A 16241-nucleotide genomic window follows, 5' to 3' on the forward strand; every position below is an offset into this window, starting at 1 on the left:
GAGTGTAAGCGGGCTTTGATCCGCCGTGAGCCCCTACCCCCCCGCTTACATGCGCGTCCTACGATCGTTTGTACGGCGCGGAGCCGATAATCACTAGGTATAACCGGTGCGTCTGAGGGGTTGGCCGTCTAAAGTAGGGGCGTTTGGCTACCCACTGTGTGCGACCGATCCCGAAGGAGACCGGCCATGAGCCAGAGCTTGCTCGGCGGCGACCCCGCGGAAATGCAGAACATGGCAGCCCAGTTCACACAGCAGGCCGAGCAGGTGCGCCAGACGATGGCCGCGCTCGACCGTGAGGCGGCCAAGGTCGGCACCGCCTGGACCGGCCCGGGCGCGGTGCGTTTCGGCGGCGCCTGGCAGAACTACCGCCAGGCCTTCCAGCGGATGTCGGAGGAGCTGGCCGAGGCGTCCCGCATCATCACGACCTACCGGGGCAACATCGAGTCCGCCACCCGTTAGCCCGGTGCGCCGGGCGTGCTCGCGCGCGGCCGCCCGGGTGGCGGCCATGGCGCGAGAGAGCGTGAGGACACCGCGGCAGGACGCGGCGGCGGCGGACGGCGGCGGGCGGGGGCGAGCGGGCGACCGCGGCGCCTCGGTCATCGAGCTGGCGCTGATCATGCCGGTCGTGCTCGCGGTGATCCTGCTCATCGTGCAGTTCGCGCTGGTCTTCCACGGGCGTCAGGTGGCCGACGCCGCGGCCCGTGAGGGCGCGCGCGTCGCCCGCGGTGCCGGCGCCTCCGCGGGCGGCTGGCAGTCCTCCGCCGAGGCCCGGGCGCGCGGCATCGTGCGCGCCATCGGGCCCAAGATGCTCCAGGGAGTCCAGGTGCGCGCCTGGGAGAAGGGCGACCAGCGCGGCGTGGTCGTCGAAGGCGACGCCGTCGCCGTGGTCCCCCTGTTCCCGGGAATGACCTTCAAGATCACCTCGACGTTCGGCGGGCCCATCGAGTGCTTCCGCCCCGACGACGGCGACACCGGCTGCCAGTGACCCCCTCCCGGAGCTCGGAAGGGCGTCAGGGAGCGGTGAGGGCGGCCGCTCGGGAGGACGTCAGGGGGCGGTGAGGGCGGCCTGGACGGGCACGGGCGTGCCCGAGGTCACCAGCAGCCCGCGGCCGGGCGGGCCGCCGACGGCGCCGCGCGGCAGGCGGACGTTGAACAGGTCGCCGTCCGCCGGGCTCTGCACCGACAGCAGCAGCCCCGTCCGCGCCTTGCGCGCCTCGGCCACGAACCCCCGGTAGGCGGTCGCCAGGTCCCCCGTGGTGCCGGCGATCAGCAGGGCGTGCTCGCCGTCCCTGCCGCTGCGCAGCGTCTCCTCCAGCGCCTGTCCCAGCGGGGAGTCCGGAGAGACCAGCTCGGCGTCGTCCACGACGACGACGTACCGCTCCTGGCCGGCCACCAGCGCGGCGAGGTCCTGGACGTCACTGGTGAGCACCCCGAGCACCCCGGGCTCGCCGGACAGCTCGCGCAGCGGGCTGCGGCGGGGGGCCACAAGGGCGACCGGGGTGTCCTGCCCGAGCAGGAACCGCACGGCCGTGACCAGCGCGGACGAGCGCCCCGACCGCGACGGCCCGGCGACCACGGCGGCCGGACCCTGCGCCAGCAGGTCGACGCCGAGCGGGGCCAGCGCGTCGCCGCCGGCGCCGAGCAGCGCCCACAGCGGCGAGGGCGGCTTGAAGCCGGGGGCCAGGTCCAGCGTCTGCGCGGCGGTGACGCGCAGGGGCAGCGCGTCCACCCGCAGCGGCGCGGCCGGCTCGGGGAAGGCCTCGGCGGCGGCGCGGGCCAGGTCCTGCAGTGCGGCCACCTGCGCCGGCCCGGAAGGGTCATCGCACAGAAGGGCGATCTGGCTCTCGACGACGCCCTGTTCGCCGAGGGACATCGCCCGCCCGGGAGGCAGGAAGGACGGGATGCCGCGCGGGGGCAGGCCGGCCAGGCCGTAGTCGGCGGGGTCGGCCAGCCGCATGATCAGGCGGTCCTCGAACAGCGTCGAGATCTGGCCGAGCAGCCCCGAGCGGTCGGAGGTGACCACGGCGCGCAGCCCGACGGCCGGGCCCTCGCGCAGGAGCTGCATGAACGCCTCGAGCAGCCGTCCGTAGTCGTAGCCCTCGAACGCGGCGGTGAAGCCCTCCCAGCGGTCCAGCATCAGCACCAGCCACGGCAGCCGCGGCGCCGCCTCGCCGTCAGGGCCGCGCCGCTGGGCGGCCCTGGCCTCGGCGAGGGAGGCGTACCCGGCCTCGGCGAGGAGCTGCTGCCTGCGGCCGACCTCCTCGCGCAGCCGGGTGAGCAGCCGCTCCACCCGGTCGAGCTGGTCGCGGGTGACCACCGCGCCGCAGTGCGGCAGCGCGACCAGGGGGAGCAGGGAGCCCGACCCGCAGTCGACGGCGTGCAGGTGCAGGTCGTGCGGGGAGGCGTGGGCGGCGATGGCGCCGGCCAGGGTGCGCAGGGCCGTGGAGCGCCCGGTGCGGGCCGTCCCGGCGATCAGCAGGTGCCCGCCGTGGGCGGGGTCGAGCACGAGCGGCCTGCGGTCCTGCGCCCAGGGCATGTCGGTGACGCCGAACGCGAGCGGCGGCACCTCGCCCTGCTCGGCCGCGCCGGCGGATGCCGTACGGCCGTCCGGTCGCAGCAGGAACGTGTCGGGAAGCGGCGGCAGCCAGGGGCTGGGCTGCTCTTTCACCCCCAGCATGCGGGCGGCGTCGGCGACGGCGTCCACCAGGAGGGCCAGGTCGGCGGCGGGCCCGGCGTCGGCGGCGGACGGGGCGCCCGCCTCGGGCGCGGTGCGCAGCGGATGGCCGAGGTCGCGCCAGCCCACCTCGACGACCTTCGGCCCGCCGCCGCCGCGGCGTGCGGCCGTCGGCGCCCTTCCGCCGATGCGCGCGGTCTGCACGGCTTGTGCCGGTCCGGCGCCGGAGCGCACGTAGCACCGTCCGGGGGTCGCCTTGGAGATGTGCGCGGCTTCGGGCCCCGCGATCACGTCGGCCGACTCCGACGGCTCGGTGACGCGCAGCGCGATGCGCAGGGAGGTGTTGGCCTGGATGTCGGCGGTGACCACGCCGCCCGGCCGCTGTGTGGCGAGGATCAGGTGGATGCCGAGGGACCGGCCGCGCCGGGCGATGTCGACCAGGCCGTCCATGAAGTCCGGCAGCTCGGACACCATGGCCGCGAACTCGTCGATGATCAGCAGCAGGCGGGGCAGGGGCGTCGCGGCGGAGCCCCGGACGCCGTGGTCGCGCAGCTCGTGGTAGTCGTCGATGTCCTTGGCCCCGGCGGCCAGCAGCAGGCGCTCGCGCCGGCGGATCTCGGCGGCCAGGGAGGCCAGCGCCCGCTGGGTCAGATGCTCGTCGAGGTCGCTGACCATGCCGACCGTGTGCGGCAGGCGCACGCACTCCTTGAACGCCGCGCCGCCCTTGTAGTCGATCAGCACGAACGTCATCTCGTCGGGCCGGTTGGCGACCGCGAGCGAGCAGATCAGCGTCTGGAGCAGCTCGGACTTGCCCGCGCCCGTGGTGCCGGCGACGAGCGCGTGCGGGCCGTCCGCGCGCAGGTCGACGCTGAACGGCCCGTCGGGCCCGACGCCGATCGGCACCTCGGTGGTGCGGCCCCCCGCCCGCCACCGCGCCGCGACGGCCCGGCCGGACGGGGACAGCTCCAGCAGGTCGAGCAGGCGGACGGAGCCGGGCAGAACGGCCGCCGCGTCGTCCCTGCTGACGTCCCGCAGCGGCGCCAGCGACCGGGCGAGGCGGTCGCACCAGGCAGGCGAGACCTGGTCGGCGAGGATCTCGCCGATGGTCTCGAGCCCTCCGCCGCGCAGCCGGACGAAGCCGTCGCCCCCGCACTCGACGACCGTCGCGCACTCTTCCGGCAGCAGCCGCCGATCCTCGTCGATGGCGATCGTGTACACCCCGGCGCGCGGCCCTTGGCGCAGGACCTGCGGCATGCCGGGCAGGGTGCGCAGCACCTGGGCGCCGTCCAGGATCAGCAGCACGTCGTAGGGCCGGTCGTCGTAGGAGGCGTACAGCGGCTCCTCGTCCGGTGTGAAGGACCGGCCCCATCCCTTGGCCGAGGTCAGCGCGCCGAGGCCGTGCGCGTCGTCGTCGCCGAGGCGCTCGGCGATCAGCGCCGACAGCTCGGCGACCCGCTGTGCCGCCGCCTCGGGGTCGGCGCCGACCAGCGCGACGCACTCGGCGTCCCTGGGCGCGCAGTGCGGCAGCCAGCGCGTCCACCCCCACTGGGCCGCTCCGTCGGCGTTGGCCGACAGCACGACCACCGCCAGGTCGCGGGGGCTGTGCAGGGTGGCGGCCGCGCCGGCCAGGGACCGGGTGAGGCCGAGCGCGACCTCGCGCGACCCGGTGACGCCCGCCACGCCGAGGCGCCGCATGGCCAGCGAGACCGGCACGGCCCCCGACAGCGGCGGCTCGGGCATCGGCGTGTCGGGCGAAGCGCCGCGTTCGGGGACGAACTCGATCTCGGCCGGCAGGTCGGCCAGGCCGATGCGCAGGCGCAGGGCGTCGGGGTCGTGGCTCCTGCGCTCCCACAGGCGCCCGCGCGGCCCGGTCGCGGTGAGCAGCAGCTCGGCGGGGTCGGGGGAGGCGGCGCGGCGCTCCACCTCGTTGACGGCCTTGGCCTTGTCGATCGCGGCCTCGAAAGCGGTCAGCCGCTCGCGGTAGGCCTTCATGGCCTGGCGGTACTTCTTGCGGCCGTGCCGCCGGTCGCTGATCCACTGACCGATCATGATCGCGGGAGTCATGAAGGCGATCAGCAGGTAGAACCAGACGTGGAAGACCGCGACCAGGGTGATGCCGAGGACGGCCGGCAGGAGCGCGGCCAGCAGTTGCAGGCGCGCCCCCTCCGCGCGGCTCGGCTCGGCCGGCACCTCGAAGCGGCGGCGCCGCTCGGCCGGGCGCAGGCGCGGCGGCCGGTTGTAGGCCAGGCCGCCGTCCGGCAGGGCGTCGAGGTGCGCGTCGGCGGGCTCGGTGGCCCGCAGCACCAGCACGGAGTTCCCGCAGGCCAGCGGCGTGCCCTCCGGCCAGGGGCGGGGCGCTCCCACGGGCTCGCCCGCGAGCCTCGGGACGGTGTGCGCGGCGCCGCGCGTCAGGTCGCCGATGACCTCGGCGCCCGCGGCCACGGCGACCGGCCCCTTGCCGTGGGGGGCCCGGCCCCGCGCGCGGCGGCGGGCGGCGCGGCGGGCTCGGCGCGACGGCTTGGCGGCCTTGCCGCCGGAGGAGTACATGGACCTGACCAGCACGTCCTCCGGGGTCACCCGCACCTCGGCGGCCTCTGGCGCCAGGTGGTGATCCTCGACGTGGACGGCGCAGGACGGGTCGGACCCGATGACGTGGACGCCGAGGCCCAGCCGGTGGACCGAGCCGGCGGCGGGACCGCCCACCACCCTGACCTCGACCACGCCGCCCGGCTCGGCCAGGAGGGTGGACCCCGCGGCGCGCTGGTCGAGCGTGACCAGGTCGCCGTCGCGCAGCGCGGCGGTGACCGGCGCGTCCGGGGCGAGCCGCCTGCCGTCAACCCACAGCGACGGCGCCTCGGGCGCCGTCCGCGGGCGCGGCTGCCCGCCGAGCCCGTACGGGGCGCGGGCGCGCGGCAGGCGCACGACGTTGCCGTGGCGCTCGGCGGGCGAGCCGTCCAGCGCGGCGGCGAGCCCGGCGACCGTGGTCTCCTCGTCGCCGTCGACGACGACCTCACGGTGGCCGTGCTCTGAGACCACGGTAAGCATGATCCGCATGCGACGTCTCCTCCGGGTCCGGGCTCCCGCGCTTCAACGTAGCGACGGGAGTTCGGCCGGTCCGGAGGTTTACGTCAACCAGACCTGCGGGTGCCCGTCTTCGTGCTCGTCCACTTTGTTGCCGTCAGGCCCAATGACGTACCACTCGCCGCCCGACATGTTCCGTCCGATGCCGAGTGATGATTCTCCATCACTCCCGGTCCGCGGCGGGGCCGGTCGAACTGCGAATTCCGGGAGCTTCATGCATGTTTGATGCGATATGCGGTTGATAGGGCGATTTGTGCCGAGCGGCCAGCGAGGCCGTCGTTCGATGTCGCGGGACGGTTGCCCACATGGGCTGTGGGTGGAGCTGTGGACAACTGCTCGCCCTGTGGATAACTCGGTGGCCTTGTGGTGGGATTTCTGGCCCTGAATCGGATATCTGGCAATGATTCGGGCGGCTGTGAGCCGGGGGATAACGTCGTGGTGCTGTGGATAACGCGGTGTACATCGTCTATGTGGCGGTCCGGGCGATCGTGAGGGAGTCTTCATGTCGGAGTACGTCCAGGTGCAGGTCGCGGTGGACGAGCGCGCCAGGGCCGCCGAGCTGGCCGCTTCGGCGGTGCGCGCCCGGCTGGCCGCCTGCGTCCAGATAGTGGGGCCGGTCACCAGCGTCTTCCGGTGGAAGGGCGAGGTGGAGACGGCCGAGGAGTACCTGCTGCTCATCAAGACCACCCGGGAGTGCTCCGGCGAGCTGTCCGAGCACATCCGGCGGGCGCACCCCTACGAGACCCCCGAGATCATCCTTCTGCCCGTCGAGGGCGGCCTCCCGGCGTATCTGCGCTGGATCGACGAGGAGACCTCGCCGGACCCGGAAGGTCAAGAACGGGCAACGGGCGGTTAAGGCGACGGTCCGCCGGGGAAAGAGCAGTGGTAAGTGTGACGCGCGTTACCGGCGATACAAAGGAGAATATCCACCGATATATCCGCGCCATCGGTGTCGCGGGGTCAGTGCGATTCTTGACCATCCCGTTGACAGTCGATCCATAGTGGATAAGCATGGGTCCGGTTTCTGTCCCTGCACGTGGTGCAAGCTGCACACAATGAGATGACATTTCCGGAAACATAACTCAGCGACCCCCCGTCCTCCATATCCGTGACCATGCCGTCCCGCACCGTGGTCATGCGGTTCATCTCGATCGGCCCTGGCGCTGGTCGGTGTCAGCGCATGGTCGAGGCTGCCGGCCCGGTCCCCGATCCGGGAGCCCCCCACCCATGAGGATCAGCGAGAAATCCGACCGCGACGGCCGCGCGCCGTCGAACGCGGAGCGCCCGGGGTCGCCTGGCGCGCTGTCGGGGCCGGCCTCCCGCAAGCTCCCCGTGCCGCCCCGCGAGCGCAAACCCGCACTCGCGGCCCTGGCGCTGCTCCTGGTCCTCGGCGGAGCGCTGGCCACCACGCTGCTGGTCATGCGCAGCGGCGACCGCGTCTCGGCCATCCAGATCAGCCGGCAGATCGGCCCCGGCCAGCCGATCGCCACCGACGCGATGGAAGAGGTCCAGATCGCCGACACCGGCGTCGCGTACGTCCCCTGGGTCTACCGCGACCAGGTCGCCGCGACCTTCGCCCGGGTCACGCTCCTGCCCGGCACCCTGCTGACCGAGCCGATGACCAGCAGGACGAGCGAGCAGGTCGGCCCCGGCAAGGTCGTCGTCGGCCTCGCCCTCAAGGCGGGGCAGGTCCCGCTCGGCCTGCGGGCGGGCGACCACGTCCAGGTGGTGTACGTCCCGGGGTCGGGCCGGGGCGCCGCGCAGAGCAAGGTGCTGGCCCCGAGCGCGCTGGTCGAGAGCGTCGGCGACAGCGAGCGCAGCGGCTCGGGCCTGGTGTCGGTCATCGTCGACGCCACGGTCTCCCCGACGATCGCCATGTACTCCTCCAGCGGCGAGATCGCCCTGGGCAAGCTCGCCGGAGCGGGCTGAGGTGGCCCTCATCGCGCTCGCCGCCGACAAGGGGGCGCCCGGCGTCACCACCGCCGCGACGGCGCTCGGCGCCGTCTGGCCGAGGCCGGTGCTGCTGGCCGAATGCGACCCCTCCGGCGGCGACCTGGTCTACCGCCTGCCCGGCGCGGACGGCGGCGTGCTGAACCCCTCGCGCGGCCTGCTCAGCCTCGGCGCGACCGCCCGCCGGGGCCTGCGCCCCGAGCAGGTGCACGAGCACACCCAGAAGCTCGTCGGCGGGCTCGACGTCCTGACCGGCCTCACCCACGGCGAGCAGGCCGCCGGCCTCACCTGGCTGTGGGGGCCGCTCGGCCGGGCCCTCGCGGCGCTGCCCGGCGCCGACGTCCTGGCCGACTGCGGCCGGCTCGGCGCCCACCCGCAGATGGCCGACCTCATCGCCGAGGCCGAGGTGACGCTGCTGTTCACCCGGCCGAGCCTGGACCACGTGGCCCACCTGCGCGAGCGGCTCATGCTCATCGGCGGGCAGATCGGCGTGGTGGTCATCTCCGATCCCCGTTCCTACCGCGCCTCCATCGACGAGGTGCGCCGCATCGTCGCCGCCACGAGCAGGGACGTCGCCTTCGTGGCGGGCCTGGCCTACGACCCCAAGGGCGCCGAACTGCTGCGGGGCCAGTGGGGCGGCCGCCTGGACCGCTCCCTGCTGATCCGCACGGCCCGCGAGCTCGCCGGCCGCCTGGCCGCCCGCGTCGCCCCCGTCCGCGCCGCCGACCCCCTCACCGACCTGCCCCGCCCGAGAACGGGGGACCGAGCATGAGCTTCCCGACTACGCCCCGGCCCCGCCGGCGGAGGGAGCCGACGAGCAGGACGCGGGCTCAGGCACGTCCCCGCCCCGGATGCGGGGCGGGCCGATGAGCATCGACCACACGCTGGTCAAGCGGTTCCGGCAGGAGGTCGGCGACCGGCTGGCGCACCAGCGGCGGCTGGACCAGGCCAGCGGCCTGACCCCCATGTCGGGCGAGGACGAGCGCCAGTTCGCGCGGGCACTGATCTCGCAGGTGCTCGAGGAGCACGCACGCAACGAGATCGGCTCCGGACGCACCCCGCCGACGGCCGAGGAGGAGGAGGCCCTGGCGGCGGGCATCCACGCCGCGCTGTTCGGCGTGGGCCGGCTCCAGCCCCTGCTGGACGACCCCGAGGTCGAGAACATCGACGTCAACGGCTGCGACCGGGTGTTCGTCGGATACGCCGACGGCCAGGAGCTCGTCCACGACCCGGTGGCCGACTCCGACGAGGAGCTCATCGAGCTGATCCAGATCCTCGCCGCCTACAGCGGCCTGTCGAGCCGCGCGTTCGACACCGCCAACCCGCAGCTCGACCTGCGCCTGCCCGACGGCTCCCGGCTGTCGGCCGTCATGGACGTCACGGTGCGGCCCGCGGTGTCGATCCGCCGCGCCCGGCTGGGCAAGGTCTTCCTCAGCGACCTGGTGGGCAACGGCACCCTCTCTCCCGAGCTCGGCCGCTTCCTGTCCTCGGCCGTCGCGGCCAGGAAGAACATCATGATCGCCGGCTCGACGAACGCCGGGAAGACCACGCTGCTGCGGGCGCTGGCCAACGAGATCCCGCCGCACGAGCGCCTGATCACCGTCGAGCGCGCGCTGGAGCTCGGCCTCGACCAGTTCCCCGAGCTGCACCCCAACGTCGTGGCCTTCGAGCACCGCCTGCCCAACTCCGAGGGTCAGGGCGAGATCACGATGGCCGAGCTGGTGCGGCGCTCGCTCCGCATGAACCCGAGCCGGGTGATCGTCGGCGAGGTGCTGGGCGACGAGATCGTCACGATGCTGAACGCCATGACGCAGGGCAACGACGGGTCGCTGTCCACCATCCACGCCAACTCCTCGATGGAGGTCTTCAACCGCATCGCCACCTACGCGCTGCAGGCCGAGGAGCGCCTGCCGATCGAGGCGACGCACATGCTGATCGCCGGCGCCATCGACTTCGTCGTCTTCATCCAAAAGCGCAACGACTACCACCAGGGCGGCCGGCTGCGGCGGTACGTCGCGAGCGTCCGCGAGGTGGCCGGCGTGGACGGGCGGGTGCTGTCCTCGGAGGTCTTCGCCCCAGGGCCGGACGGGCACGCCGTCCCGCACGCGCCCATCGCCTGCGTCGAGGACCTGGCCGAGCACGGCTACGACCCGACCATGGGAGCGTGGTCGTGATGCCGCTGCCGGCCGGGCTGTTCGACCCTCTGGCGGTCCTCGCGGGAGCGGCGGCCGGCGGCGGCCTGTTCCTGCTCGGCCTGGCCCTGTACGGGGTGCGCCCGGGCCCGGCGACGCCCGACCGCGGGGCCCGGCGGCGCGAGCTGGTGCGCCGGCTGTCCACTCGCTCGGCGGTCGCGACCGTCACCGGCGGCCTGGTGCTGGTCATCACCGGCTGGCCGGTCATGGCGGCGGGCGCGGTCCTGCTCGTGCTGGCCTGGCGCGGACTGACCGGCGGGGCCGCCGAGGAACGCGCGGCCATGACGCGCCTGGAAGGGCTGGCGGCCTGGACCGAGTCGCTCAGGGACACCATCGCGGGCGCGGCCGGGCTGGAGCAGGCGATCCCCTCGTCGATCAGGGCCGCGGCGCCGACGCTGCGGCCCCACCTGCGGGCCATGGTCGACCGCCTGCACACCCGCATGCCGCTGCCCGACGCGCTTCGCATGTTCGCCGACGAGCTGGACGACCCCTCCGCCGACCTGGTCATCGCCGCCCTCATCCTCAACGCCAAGCTGCGCGGCCCCGGGCTGCGCGAGGTGCTGGGCGCGCTGGCGGTCTCGGCGCGCGAGGAGCTCGACATGCGCCGCCGCGTCGAGGCCGAGCGCCGCTCGACGCGGCGCAGCGTCCAGATCGTCGTGGGCACGGCCGTCGCCTTCGCCGCCGCCCTGGTGATCTTCAACCCGTCCTACGTCGTCGAGTACGACTCCCTGCTCGGACAGGCCGTCCTGGTCGTCGTCGCGGGCCTGTTCGGCGCGGGCTTCGCGTGGATGCGGCGGCTCGCCCGGTTCGACAAGCCCGCCCGGCTCCTCGGGCCGGTCTCCGGGGCCCCGCTGGAACGCGAACCGGTGACCGGAGGGGTGAGCGTCCATGGTTGAGAACGTGCTCGCGGGAGCGGTGTTCGGCCTGGGGGTGTTCCTGCTCGTCCGGGCGCTGTTCCCGCCCCGGCCAGGGCTGGTCGCGCGGCTGCTCGCCCTCGACTCGGCCCGCGAGGTCGACGACGCGGCCCGGCTGCGGCTGATCAACCCCGACGAAGAGGTCAGCGCCCTGCGCCGCGAGGTCGGCGTGCGGCTCGCGCAGCTGTACGCCGCGCGGGGCTGGGAGGTGCGCTCCACCCGCGCCGACCTCGCGCTGCTGGGCAAGTCGTTCGAGGGCTACCTGGCCACCAAGGTGCTGCTCGCGGTGTCCGGCCTGCTGGCGTTCCCGATCCTGGCCGGCTGGCTCACCCTGATGGAGGCGGGGATCCCGCTCCAGGTGCCGCTGTGGGCGGCGCTGATCGTCGCCCTGGTCTTCTTCTTCCTCCCCGACCTGCAGATCCGCAGGGACGCCGCCGTCCGCCGCCGCGACTTCCGGCACGCCGTGGGCGCCTTCCTCGACCTGGTCGCCATGAACCTCGCGGGCGGCCGGGGCGTGCCGGAGGCGCTGCTGATGGCGGTGTCGGTCGGCGAGGGCGGCGACTCGCGCAACTGGGCGATGGCCCGCATCCGCGAGGCCCTGGCCAACGCCCGGATCATCGGCATCACCCCCTGGCAGGCGCTCGGCCGCCTCGGCGACGAGATCAACGTCGACGAGCTGCGCGACCTGTCGGCGGCGCTCGGCCTGGTCGCCGACGACGGCGCCAAGGTCCGGGCCTCGCTCACCGCCCGGGCCGCGACCATGCGCCGGCGCGAGCTGGCCGAGGTCGAGGGCCAGGCGGGGGAGCGCTCACAGTCCATGCTGGTCGCCCAGCTCCTGCTCTGCGCCGGCTTCGTGATCTTCCTGAGTTATCCGGCAGCGATGAAGATGTTGGGGTCGTAGATGTTCACACCACCGTGGTTCGCGTATCTGATCGCCGTACTCCACGTGCGGCTCGACCGCGCCAGGAACGCCCCCTCGCGCGGCGCCTCCGCCGTCGAATGGGTGATCATCACCGCCATCATCGCCGGCGTGGCCCTCGGCCTGGCCACACTGATCAAGACGCTGGTCACCCAGAGACAGGCCGAGATCCAGAGCAACTTCGGCGGCGGGGGTGGCGGTACCGGCGGAAAGCCGTGACCGCGCGCCCCGCGCCCGGCCAGGGCGCCACCGCGGCCGCCGCATCGCGCGGCGTCCCGGCGCCCGCCGGGCGGCGCGGGCGCGACCAGGGGTCGATGGCCGTCGAGACGGTGATGCTGGCCCCGGTCTTCCTGCTGTTCCTGCTGTTCCTGGTCGGCGCTGGACGCGTCGTCGAGGCGCAGGGCGAGGTCAACGGCGCCGCCAGGGACGCCGCCCGCGCGGCGTCCGTCCAGCGCACGCTGAGCGCGGCCGAGGGCGCCGCCCGCGACGCCGCCCGCTCGGCGCTGGACGCGCAGTGCGCGCCGGCGGTGAGCCTCAGCGGCAGCGACTGGCGCGAGGGCGGCACCGTGCGCGCGAGCGTCACCTGCGAGTTGAAGCTCGACTTCCTCGGGTTCGGCGCGGCCAGGCGGATGAAGGGCGACTCGGTGGTGCCCTTGGAGCAGTTCCGGAGGGTCGAATGACCGCCCGGCGGCCCTCGGAGGACCGCGGGTCCATGTCGGTGTTCGTGGTGATCTTCTCGGTGGTGGTCTTCCTGCTCGCCGGCCTGCTCGTGGACGGCGGCGCGGCGATCAACGCACGGCTGCGGGCCTCCGACGTCGCCGAGCAGGCCGCGCGGGCGGCCGCCGACCAGATCGACGTGGAGAACCTGCGCGTCACCGGGCAGGTGCGCCTGCTCGGCGACGAGCGGGTCGTCTGCGGCCGGGCCCGCGAGATCGTCGACGCGCACGACGGCGGCGACGTCAAGCTCACCCGGTGCGGCGTCGCCGCCGGGCAGGTCGCGGTGACCGTCGCGGTGAGCGCCCACTGGGACGCCATGTTCCTCGCGGCGTTCGGGTTCGCGGGCTCCGACATGTCCGGCACCGCCACCGCGGGCCCCGACCCCGGCGACCAGGAGGGATAGCATGACCGCGTCGCGCAGACCCCCCGCGCGCCCGCCGTACCGGGCGGCGCCGCCGGTGCAGCGCATCCGGCCGCGGCGGACCGCCGGCGACGTGGTCGCCGGCCTCGCGGCGCTCGTGGCGCTGGCCGCGCTCATGGGCGGCGTCCCCTACGTCCTGCTGCGCCTGACCGGCCCCCCGCTGCCCGCCGCCCTGCTCAACGGCGACCTGCTGACCCGGCAGATCAGCACCACCACGGCCGTCGCCATCCTGGTGCTGCTGGTGTGGCTCACCTGGTTCCAGCTCGTCATCTGCGTGATCGTGGAGGTCTACTCCGGGATCCGCCGCATCGGCATGCCCGCGCGCGTGCCACTGTCGGGCGGGCCGCAGGCGCTGGCCAACCGGCTGGTCTCCACCGCGCTGATGCTGTTCACCGTGTCCGCGGTCGCGATCCCGATCGCCGGCATCGGCTCCGCGCCGCCGCCGGCCCGTCCCGCCGTGGTGGCCGCGGCCCTGACCGCGCCCATCCCCGAGGGCGGCTCCACGGCCGGGGTGATGAGCGGGTCCGCGCTGGAGGAGGTCCGCCAGGTCAAGAAGGTCTACGTGGTCCAGCCGCCGCACGGCCGCCACCACGAGAGCCTGTGGGAGATCGCCGACAAGTGCCTGGGGGACGGGCGCCGCTACCCCGAGATCTACCGGCTCAACCAGCACAAGCAGCAGCCGGACGGCAGCCGCCTGCAGATGGCCGACCTGATCCGGCCGGGCTGGGTGCTCGACATGCCGGACGACGCCAGGAACGTCCATGTCGTCCCGGTGGACGAGCGGCGGGAGACCACGCTCAAGAGGCACGCGGGCGCGCCCGCCGAACTGGACGGCCGCACCCAGTTCCTGCCGTCCACCGCTGGCGAGGACGCCGCAGGGGACGACGCGCGGGGCGGCCGGAGCACCGGCGTGACCCAGCACTCCCGGCGCACCACCGGACCGGCGGAGCACGGCCGCGTGCCCTCCGCCACCGGCCACGAACAGGGCACGGCCGATCCGTCCGGCACCGGGACGCGCGGCCCGATCGCGACGACGGGGCCCGTGGCGACCGGCCGGCCGTCGGCGACCGGCGATCCCACGGCGACGAGCCGGACGCCGGTCACCGGCGGCCCGGAGGCGAAGGCCCCGGAGGCGACCGGCGATCCCGCGGCCACCAGCGGCCCCAAGGCGACGGACGCCGGCCCGGACGCGGACCGGGAGGGCGCCGGCGACGACCGCGCCGGGCGGGCCGACCGGGCAGGGCAGAGCGGCCAGAGCCGCCAGGCGGGCGAGCGGAGCGGCCAGGACGGCCGGAGCGAGCAGGGCGCGCAGGGTGACCGGGCCGGGCAGGGCGGTGACCTCGAGGGCGCCGGCGAGGTGGCGAAGCGGGGACGCACCGGCGTGGGCCTGCCGCCGGCCGGGCTGCCCGAACGCGCCTATCACCTGCCGCCCCCGTCCAAGGCGCCCTCCGTCTCGGCCAAGGCGCCGAGGGCCACCGTCTCGCCGGTGGCCGAGACGCCCGAGACCCGCGACCACGGCGGGGGCCTCGACCTGCTGGAGTACCTCGCCGGCGGGTCGCTGGCCGCGGCCGGGCTGCTCGTGGCGCTCGGCCGGCGCCGGCGCGAGCAGCTCTGGCACCGCGCCTTCGGCCACCGCATCCCCCGGCCGCGCGGCGACGCCGCCGGCGCGGAGGTCGCGCTGCGCCTCGGCTCCGACGCCCCCGGCAGTCGCATGCTGGACACCGGGCTGCGCCTGCTCGGCAAGCTGCTGGCCGAGCAGGGCCGCGTGCCGCCGACCATCTACGCCGTCCACCTGTCCGCTCGAGGGCTCGACCTGTGGATCCACCCGCCGGAGCAGGACGCGCCCGAGCCGTGGGAGTCGCACGACGGGGGACGCACCTGGCGGCTGCTCGCCCACGAGGGCCGCGCCATCGACGACCACGCCCTCGCGGACGTGCCCGCGCCGTACCCGGGCCTGGTCTCGCTCGGCGTGACCGAGACCGGCCGCGTGCTGATCGACCTGGAGGCCGCGCAAGGTGTGATCGCCGTCAGCGGGCACCGGGTGCGCGACGCGCTGTCCGCGCTCGCCGTCGAGCTGGCCACCAACCGCTGGTCCGACCAGATGCGCATCACGCTCGTGGGCTTCGGCGCCGACCTGGCGATGATCGCCCCCGACCGCGTCCGGGTCGCCGGGAGCCTGGCCGAGGCGCTGCCCGAACTGGAGGCCAGGGCCGAGGAGACGGCCGCCGCCGGCGGCCACGTGCTGACCGGCCGGGTCCAGGGACGCGCCGCCGACCCCGCCTGGCCCCCGCACTACCTGCTCTCGGCGATCGCGCCCGACCCGGAGGAGGCGCGCCGCCTGGCCATGCTCGGCCGCGCGGGCACCCGGATGGCCGCCGGGTACGTCATCGCCGGGGACTTCCCGCACGCCACGTGGACCTGGCAGGTCACCGAAGACGGCAAGGCGAAGATAGCGGCGCTCGGCGTCACCGTGGCGGCCCAGTTGCTGCCCCGCCGCCACTACGACGCGGTGATCGACCTGTTCCGCACCGCCGGGCGCAGCGACGGCGAGCCGGTGCGCGAGGAGGAGGCGCCCCGGGAGTTCACCACCACGCCCTCCATCAACGTACGCATCCTCGGCCCGATCGAGATCGGGCCGTTGCCGCCGCTGGAGGAGGGCCGCGGCGAGCTGGCGTGCGAGATGATCGTGTACCTGGCCACCCATCCGGCCGGCGTGCATCCTGTCGTGCTCGGCGGCATCCTGTGGCCGCGCGGCGTGCAGGCCGTCGTCCGGGACGCGACGATCGCCCGGGTCGCCGACTGGCTGGGCACCGACAGCGAGGGCCGGCCGAACCTCCGCACCGACGACACCGGCCGGTTGCGGCTCGGCCCCGAGGTGCGCTCCGACTGGCAGCTGTTCCGGGAGCTGGTCCGCCGCTCCCACAACGACCCCGGCGCGCGTGCCGTGCTGCTGGACAAGGCGCTCGGCCTGGTCCGCGGCCCGCTGCTCAACGGCAGGCCGCGCGGGCGGTACGCCTGGCTGGCGGCCGACGAGCTGGAGTACGAGGTGATGGCCAGCGTGGCCGACGCCGCACACCGGCTCTGCGAGGTCCGGCTGGCGCACGGAGACCCCGAGGCCGCCGTCGCCGCGGTGCGGGCCGGGCTGCTGCTGGCCGCCGATGACGAGGGGCTCTGGCGCGACCTGCTCCGGGCCGCCCACGCCACCGGCGACCCGCTCAAGCTGCGGGCCGTCGTGGACGGGTTGCACCGCCGCGCGTCCTCCCATCCCTACGGGGGCGGGATGGCCCCCGAGACCGAGGCGCTGATCGACGAGCTGTTGCCGAGCTGGCGGGTGCACTCGATGCCGTCGGCCTGACGGCCGCCGGTCCAGATG

At 74.7% G+C, this 16241-nt stretch carries 13 protein-coding genes; 12 read left to right on the plus strand and 1 reads right to left on the minus strand.

The window, feature by feature from the left end:
• Nucleotides 1–186: 186 nt before the first annotated feature.
• Together ACWEN6_RS03945 and ACWEN6_RS03950 are read left to right on the plus strand one after the other, a co-directional pair.
• The gene (locus tag ACWEN6_RS03945) at nucleotides 187–459 is read left to right on the plus strand and encodes a WXG100 family type VII secretion target (protein ID WP_354837269.1); all 273 of its coding nucleotides are present in this window, start codon (nucleotides 187–189) and stop codon (nucleotides 457–459) included.
• 61 nt (nucleotides 460–520) lie between these two features.
• Complete coding sequence (locus tag ACWEN6_RS03950; protein ID WP_452568839.1) at nucleotides 521–985, plus strand: TadE family protein; 465 nt, start codon at nucleotides 521–523, stop codon at nucleotides 983–985.
• Nucleotides 986–1045: 60 nt separating this feature from the next.
• On the opposite strand, the gene ACWEN6_RS03955 is transcribed toward ACWEN6_RS03950, so the two are convergent.
• Complete coding sequence (locus ACWEN6_RS03955; RefSeq protein WP_452568840.1) at nucleotides 1046–5728, minus strand: FtsK/SpoIIIE domain-containing protein; 4683 nt, start codon at nucleotides 5726–5728, stop codon at nucleotides 1046–1048.
• Between the two features lie 529 nt (nucleotides 5729–6257).
• Between ACWEN6_RS03955 and cutA the strand changes: the two genes are divergently transcribed.
• From cutA to ACWEN6_RS04005, 10 genes are all read left to right on the plus strand, one after another.
• Entirely contained in the window at nucleotides 6258–6611 is a 354-nt protein-coding gene (cutA, locus tag ACWEN6_RS03960) for a divalent-cation tolerance protein CutA (protein WP_452568841.1), read from the plus strand.
• A gap of 371 nt (nucleotides 6612–6982) precedes the next feature.
• Entirely contained in the window at nucleotides 6983–7684 is a 702-nt protein-coding gene (locus ACWEN6_RS03965) for a hypothetical protein (protein WP_354837261.1), read from the plus strand.
• 1 nt (nucleotide 7685) lies between these two features.
• Nucleotides 7686–8477, plus strand: coding sequence for a hypothetical protein (locus tag ACWEN6_RS03970; protein ID WP_354837259.1), 792 nt, complete (start codon nucleotides 7686–7688; stop codon nucleotides 8475–8477).
• Nucleotides 8478–8571: 94 nt separating this feature from the next.
• Nucleotides 8572–9879: a CpaF family protein gene (locus tag ACWEN6_RS03975; protein WP_452568842.1), complete on the plus strand. Its 1308-nt coding sequence runs from the start codon at nucleotides 8572–8574 to the stop codon at nucleotides 9877–9879.
• A complete protein-coding gene (locus ACWEN6_RS03980; protein WP_452569082.1) occupies nucleotides 9879–10793 on the plus strand; it encodes a type II secretion system F family protein in 915 nt (304 codons plus the stop codon). The genes ACWEN6_RS03975 and ACWEN6_RS03980 overlap by 1 nt, the downstream gene beginning before the upstream one ends.
• Nucleotides 10786–11712, plus strand: a complete 927-nt coding sequence (locus tag ACWEN6_RS03985; protein ID WP_452568843.1) for a type II secretion system F family protein — start codon at nucleotides 10786–10788, stop codon at nucleotides 11710–11712. The genes ACWEN6_RS03980 and ACWEN6_RS03985 overlap by 8 nt, the downstream gene beginning before the upstream one ends.
• Complete coding sequence (locus ACWEN6_RS03990; protein ID WP_452568844.1) at nucleotides 11713–11949, plus strand: hypothetical protein; 237 nt, start codon at nucleotides 11713–11715, stop codon at nucleotides 11947–11949.
• Nucleotides 11946–12410 (plus strand): TadE/TadG family type IV pilus assembly protein, encoded by a 465-nt coding sequence (locus tag ACWEN6_RS03995; protein WP_452568845.1) that lies wholly within the window; start codon nucleotides 11946–11948, stop codon nucleotides 12408–12410. The genes ACWEN6_RS03990 and ACWEN6_RS03995 overlap by 4 nt, the downstream gene beginning before the upstream one ends.
• Nucleotides 12407–12850: a pilus assembly protein TadG-related protein gene (locus ACWEN6_RS04000; RefSeq protein WP_452568846.1), complete on the plus strand. Its 444-nt coding sequence runs from the start codon at nucleotides 12407–12409 to the stop codon at nucleotides 12848–12850. Before ACWEN6_RS03995 ends, ACWEN6_RS04000 begins: the two co-directional genes overlap by 4 nt.
• Before the next feature lies 1 nt (nucleotide 12851).
• Nucleotides 12852–16223 carry a BTAD domain-containing putative transcriptional regulator gene (locus ACWEN6_RS04005; RefSeq protein WP_452568847.1) on the plus strand — a complete coding sequence of 1124 codons (3372 nt, stop codon included), beginning with the start codon at nucleotides 12852–12854 and terminating at the stop codon, nucleotides 16221–16223.
• Nucleotides 16224–16241 lie beyond the last annotated feature (18 nt).

Source organism: Sphaerisporangium sp. NPDC004334 (assembly GCF_053602655.1).

What these genes read in the sequence shown, in the direction of transcription:
- ACWEN6_RS03945 (WP_354837269.1), top strand. Translation starts at nt 187, where the DNA reads ATGAGCCAGAGCTTGCTCGGCGGCGACCCCGCGGAAATGCAGAACATG.
- ACWEN6_RS03955 (WP_452568840.1), bottom strand. Translation starts at nt 5,728, where the DNA reads ATGCGGATCATGCTTACCGTGGTCTCAGAGCACGGCCACCGTGAGGTC.
- cutA (WP_452568841.1), top strand. Translation starts at nt 6,258, where the DNA reads ATGTCGGAGTACGTCCAGGTGCAGGTCGCGGTGGACGAGCGCGCCAGG.
- ACWEN6_RS03965 (WP_354837261.1), top strand. Translation starts at nt 6,983, where the DNA reads ATGAGGATCAGCGAGAAATCCGACCGCGACGGCCGCGCGCCGTCGAAC.
- ACWEN6_RS03975 (WP_452568842.1), top strand. Translation starts at nt 8,572, where the DNA reads ATGAGCATCGACCACACGCTGGTCAAGCGGTTCCGGCAGGAGGTCGGC.
- ACWEN6_RS03980 (WP_452569082.1), top strand. Translation starts at nt 9,879, where the DNA reads ATGCCGCTGCCGGCCGGGCTGTTCGACCCTCTGGCGGTCCTCGCGGGA.
- ACWEN6_RS03985 (WP_452568843.1), top strand. Translation starts at nt 10,786, where the DNA reads ATGGTTGAGAACGTGCTCGCGGGAGCGGTGTTCGGCCTGGGGGTGTTC.
- ACWEN6_RS03990 (WP_452568844.1), top strand. Translation starts at nt 11,713, where the DNA reads ATGTTCACACCACCGTGGTTCGCGTATCTGATCGCCGTACTCCACGTG.
- ACWEN6_RS04000 (WP_452568846.1), top strand. Translation starts at nt 12,407, where the DNA reads ATGACCGCCCGGCGGCCCTCGGAGGACCGCGGGTCCATGTCGGTGTTC.
- ACWEN6_RS04005 (WP_452568847.1), top strand. Translation starts at nt 12,852, where the DNA reads ATGACCGCGTCGCGCAGACCCCCCGCGCGCCCGCCGTACCGGGCGGCG.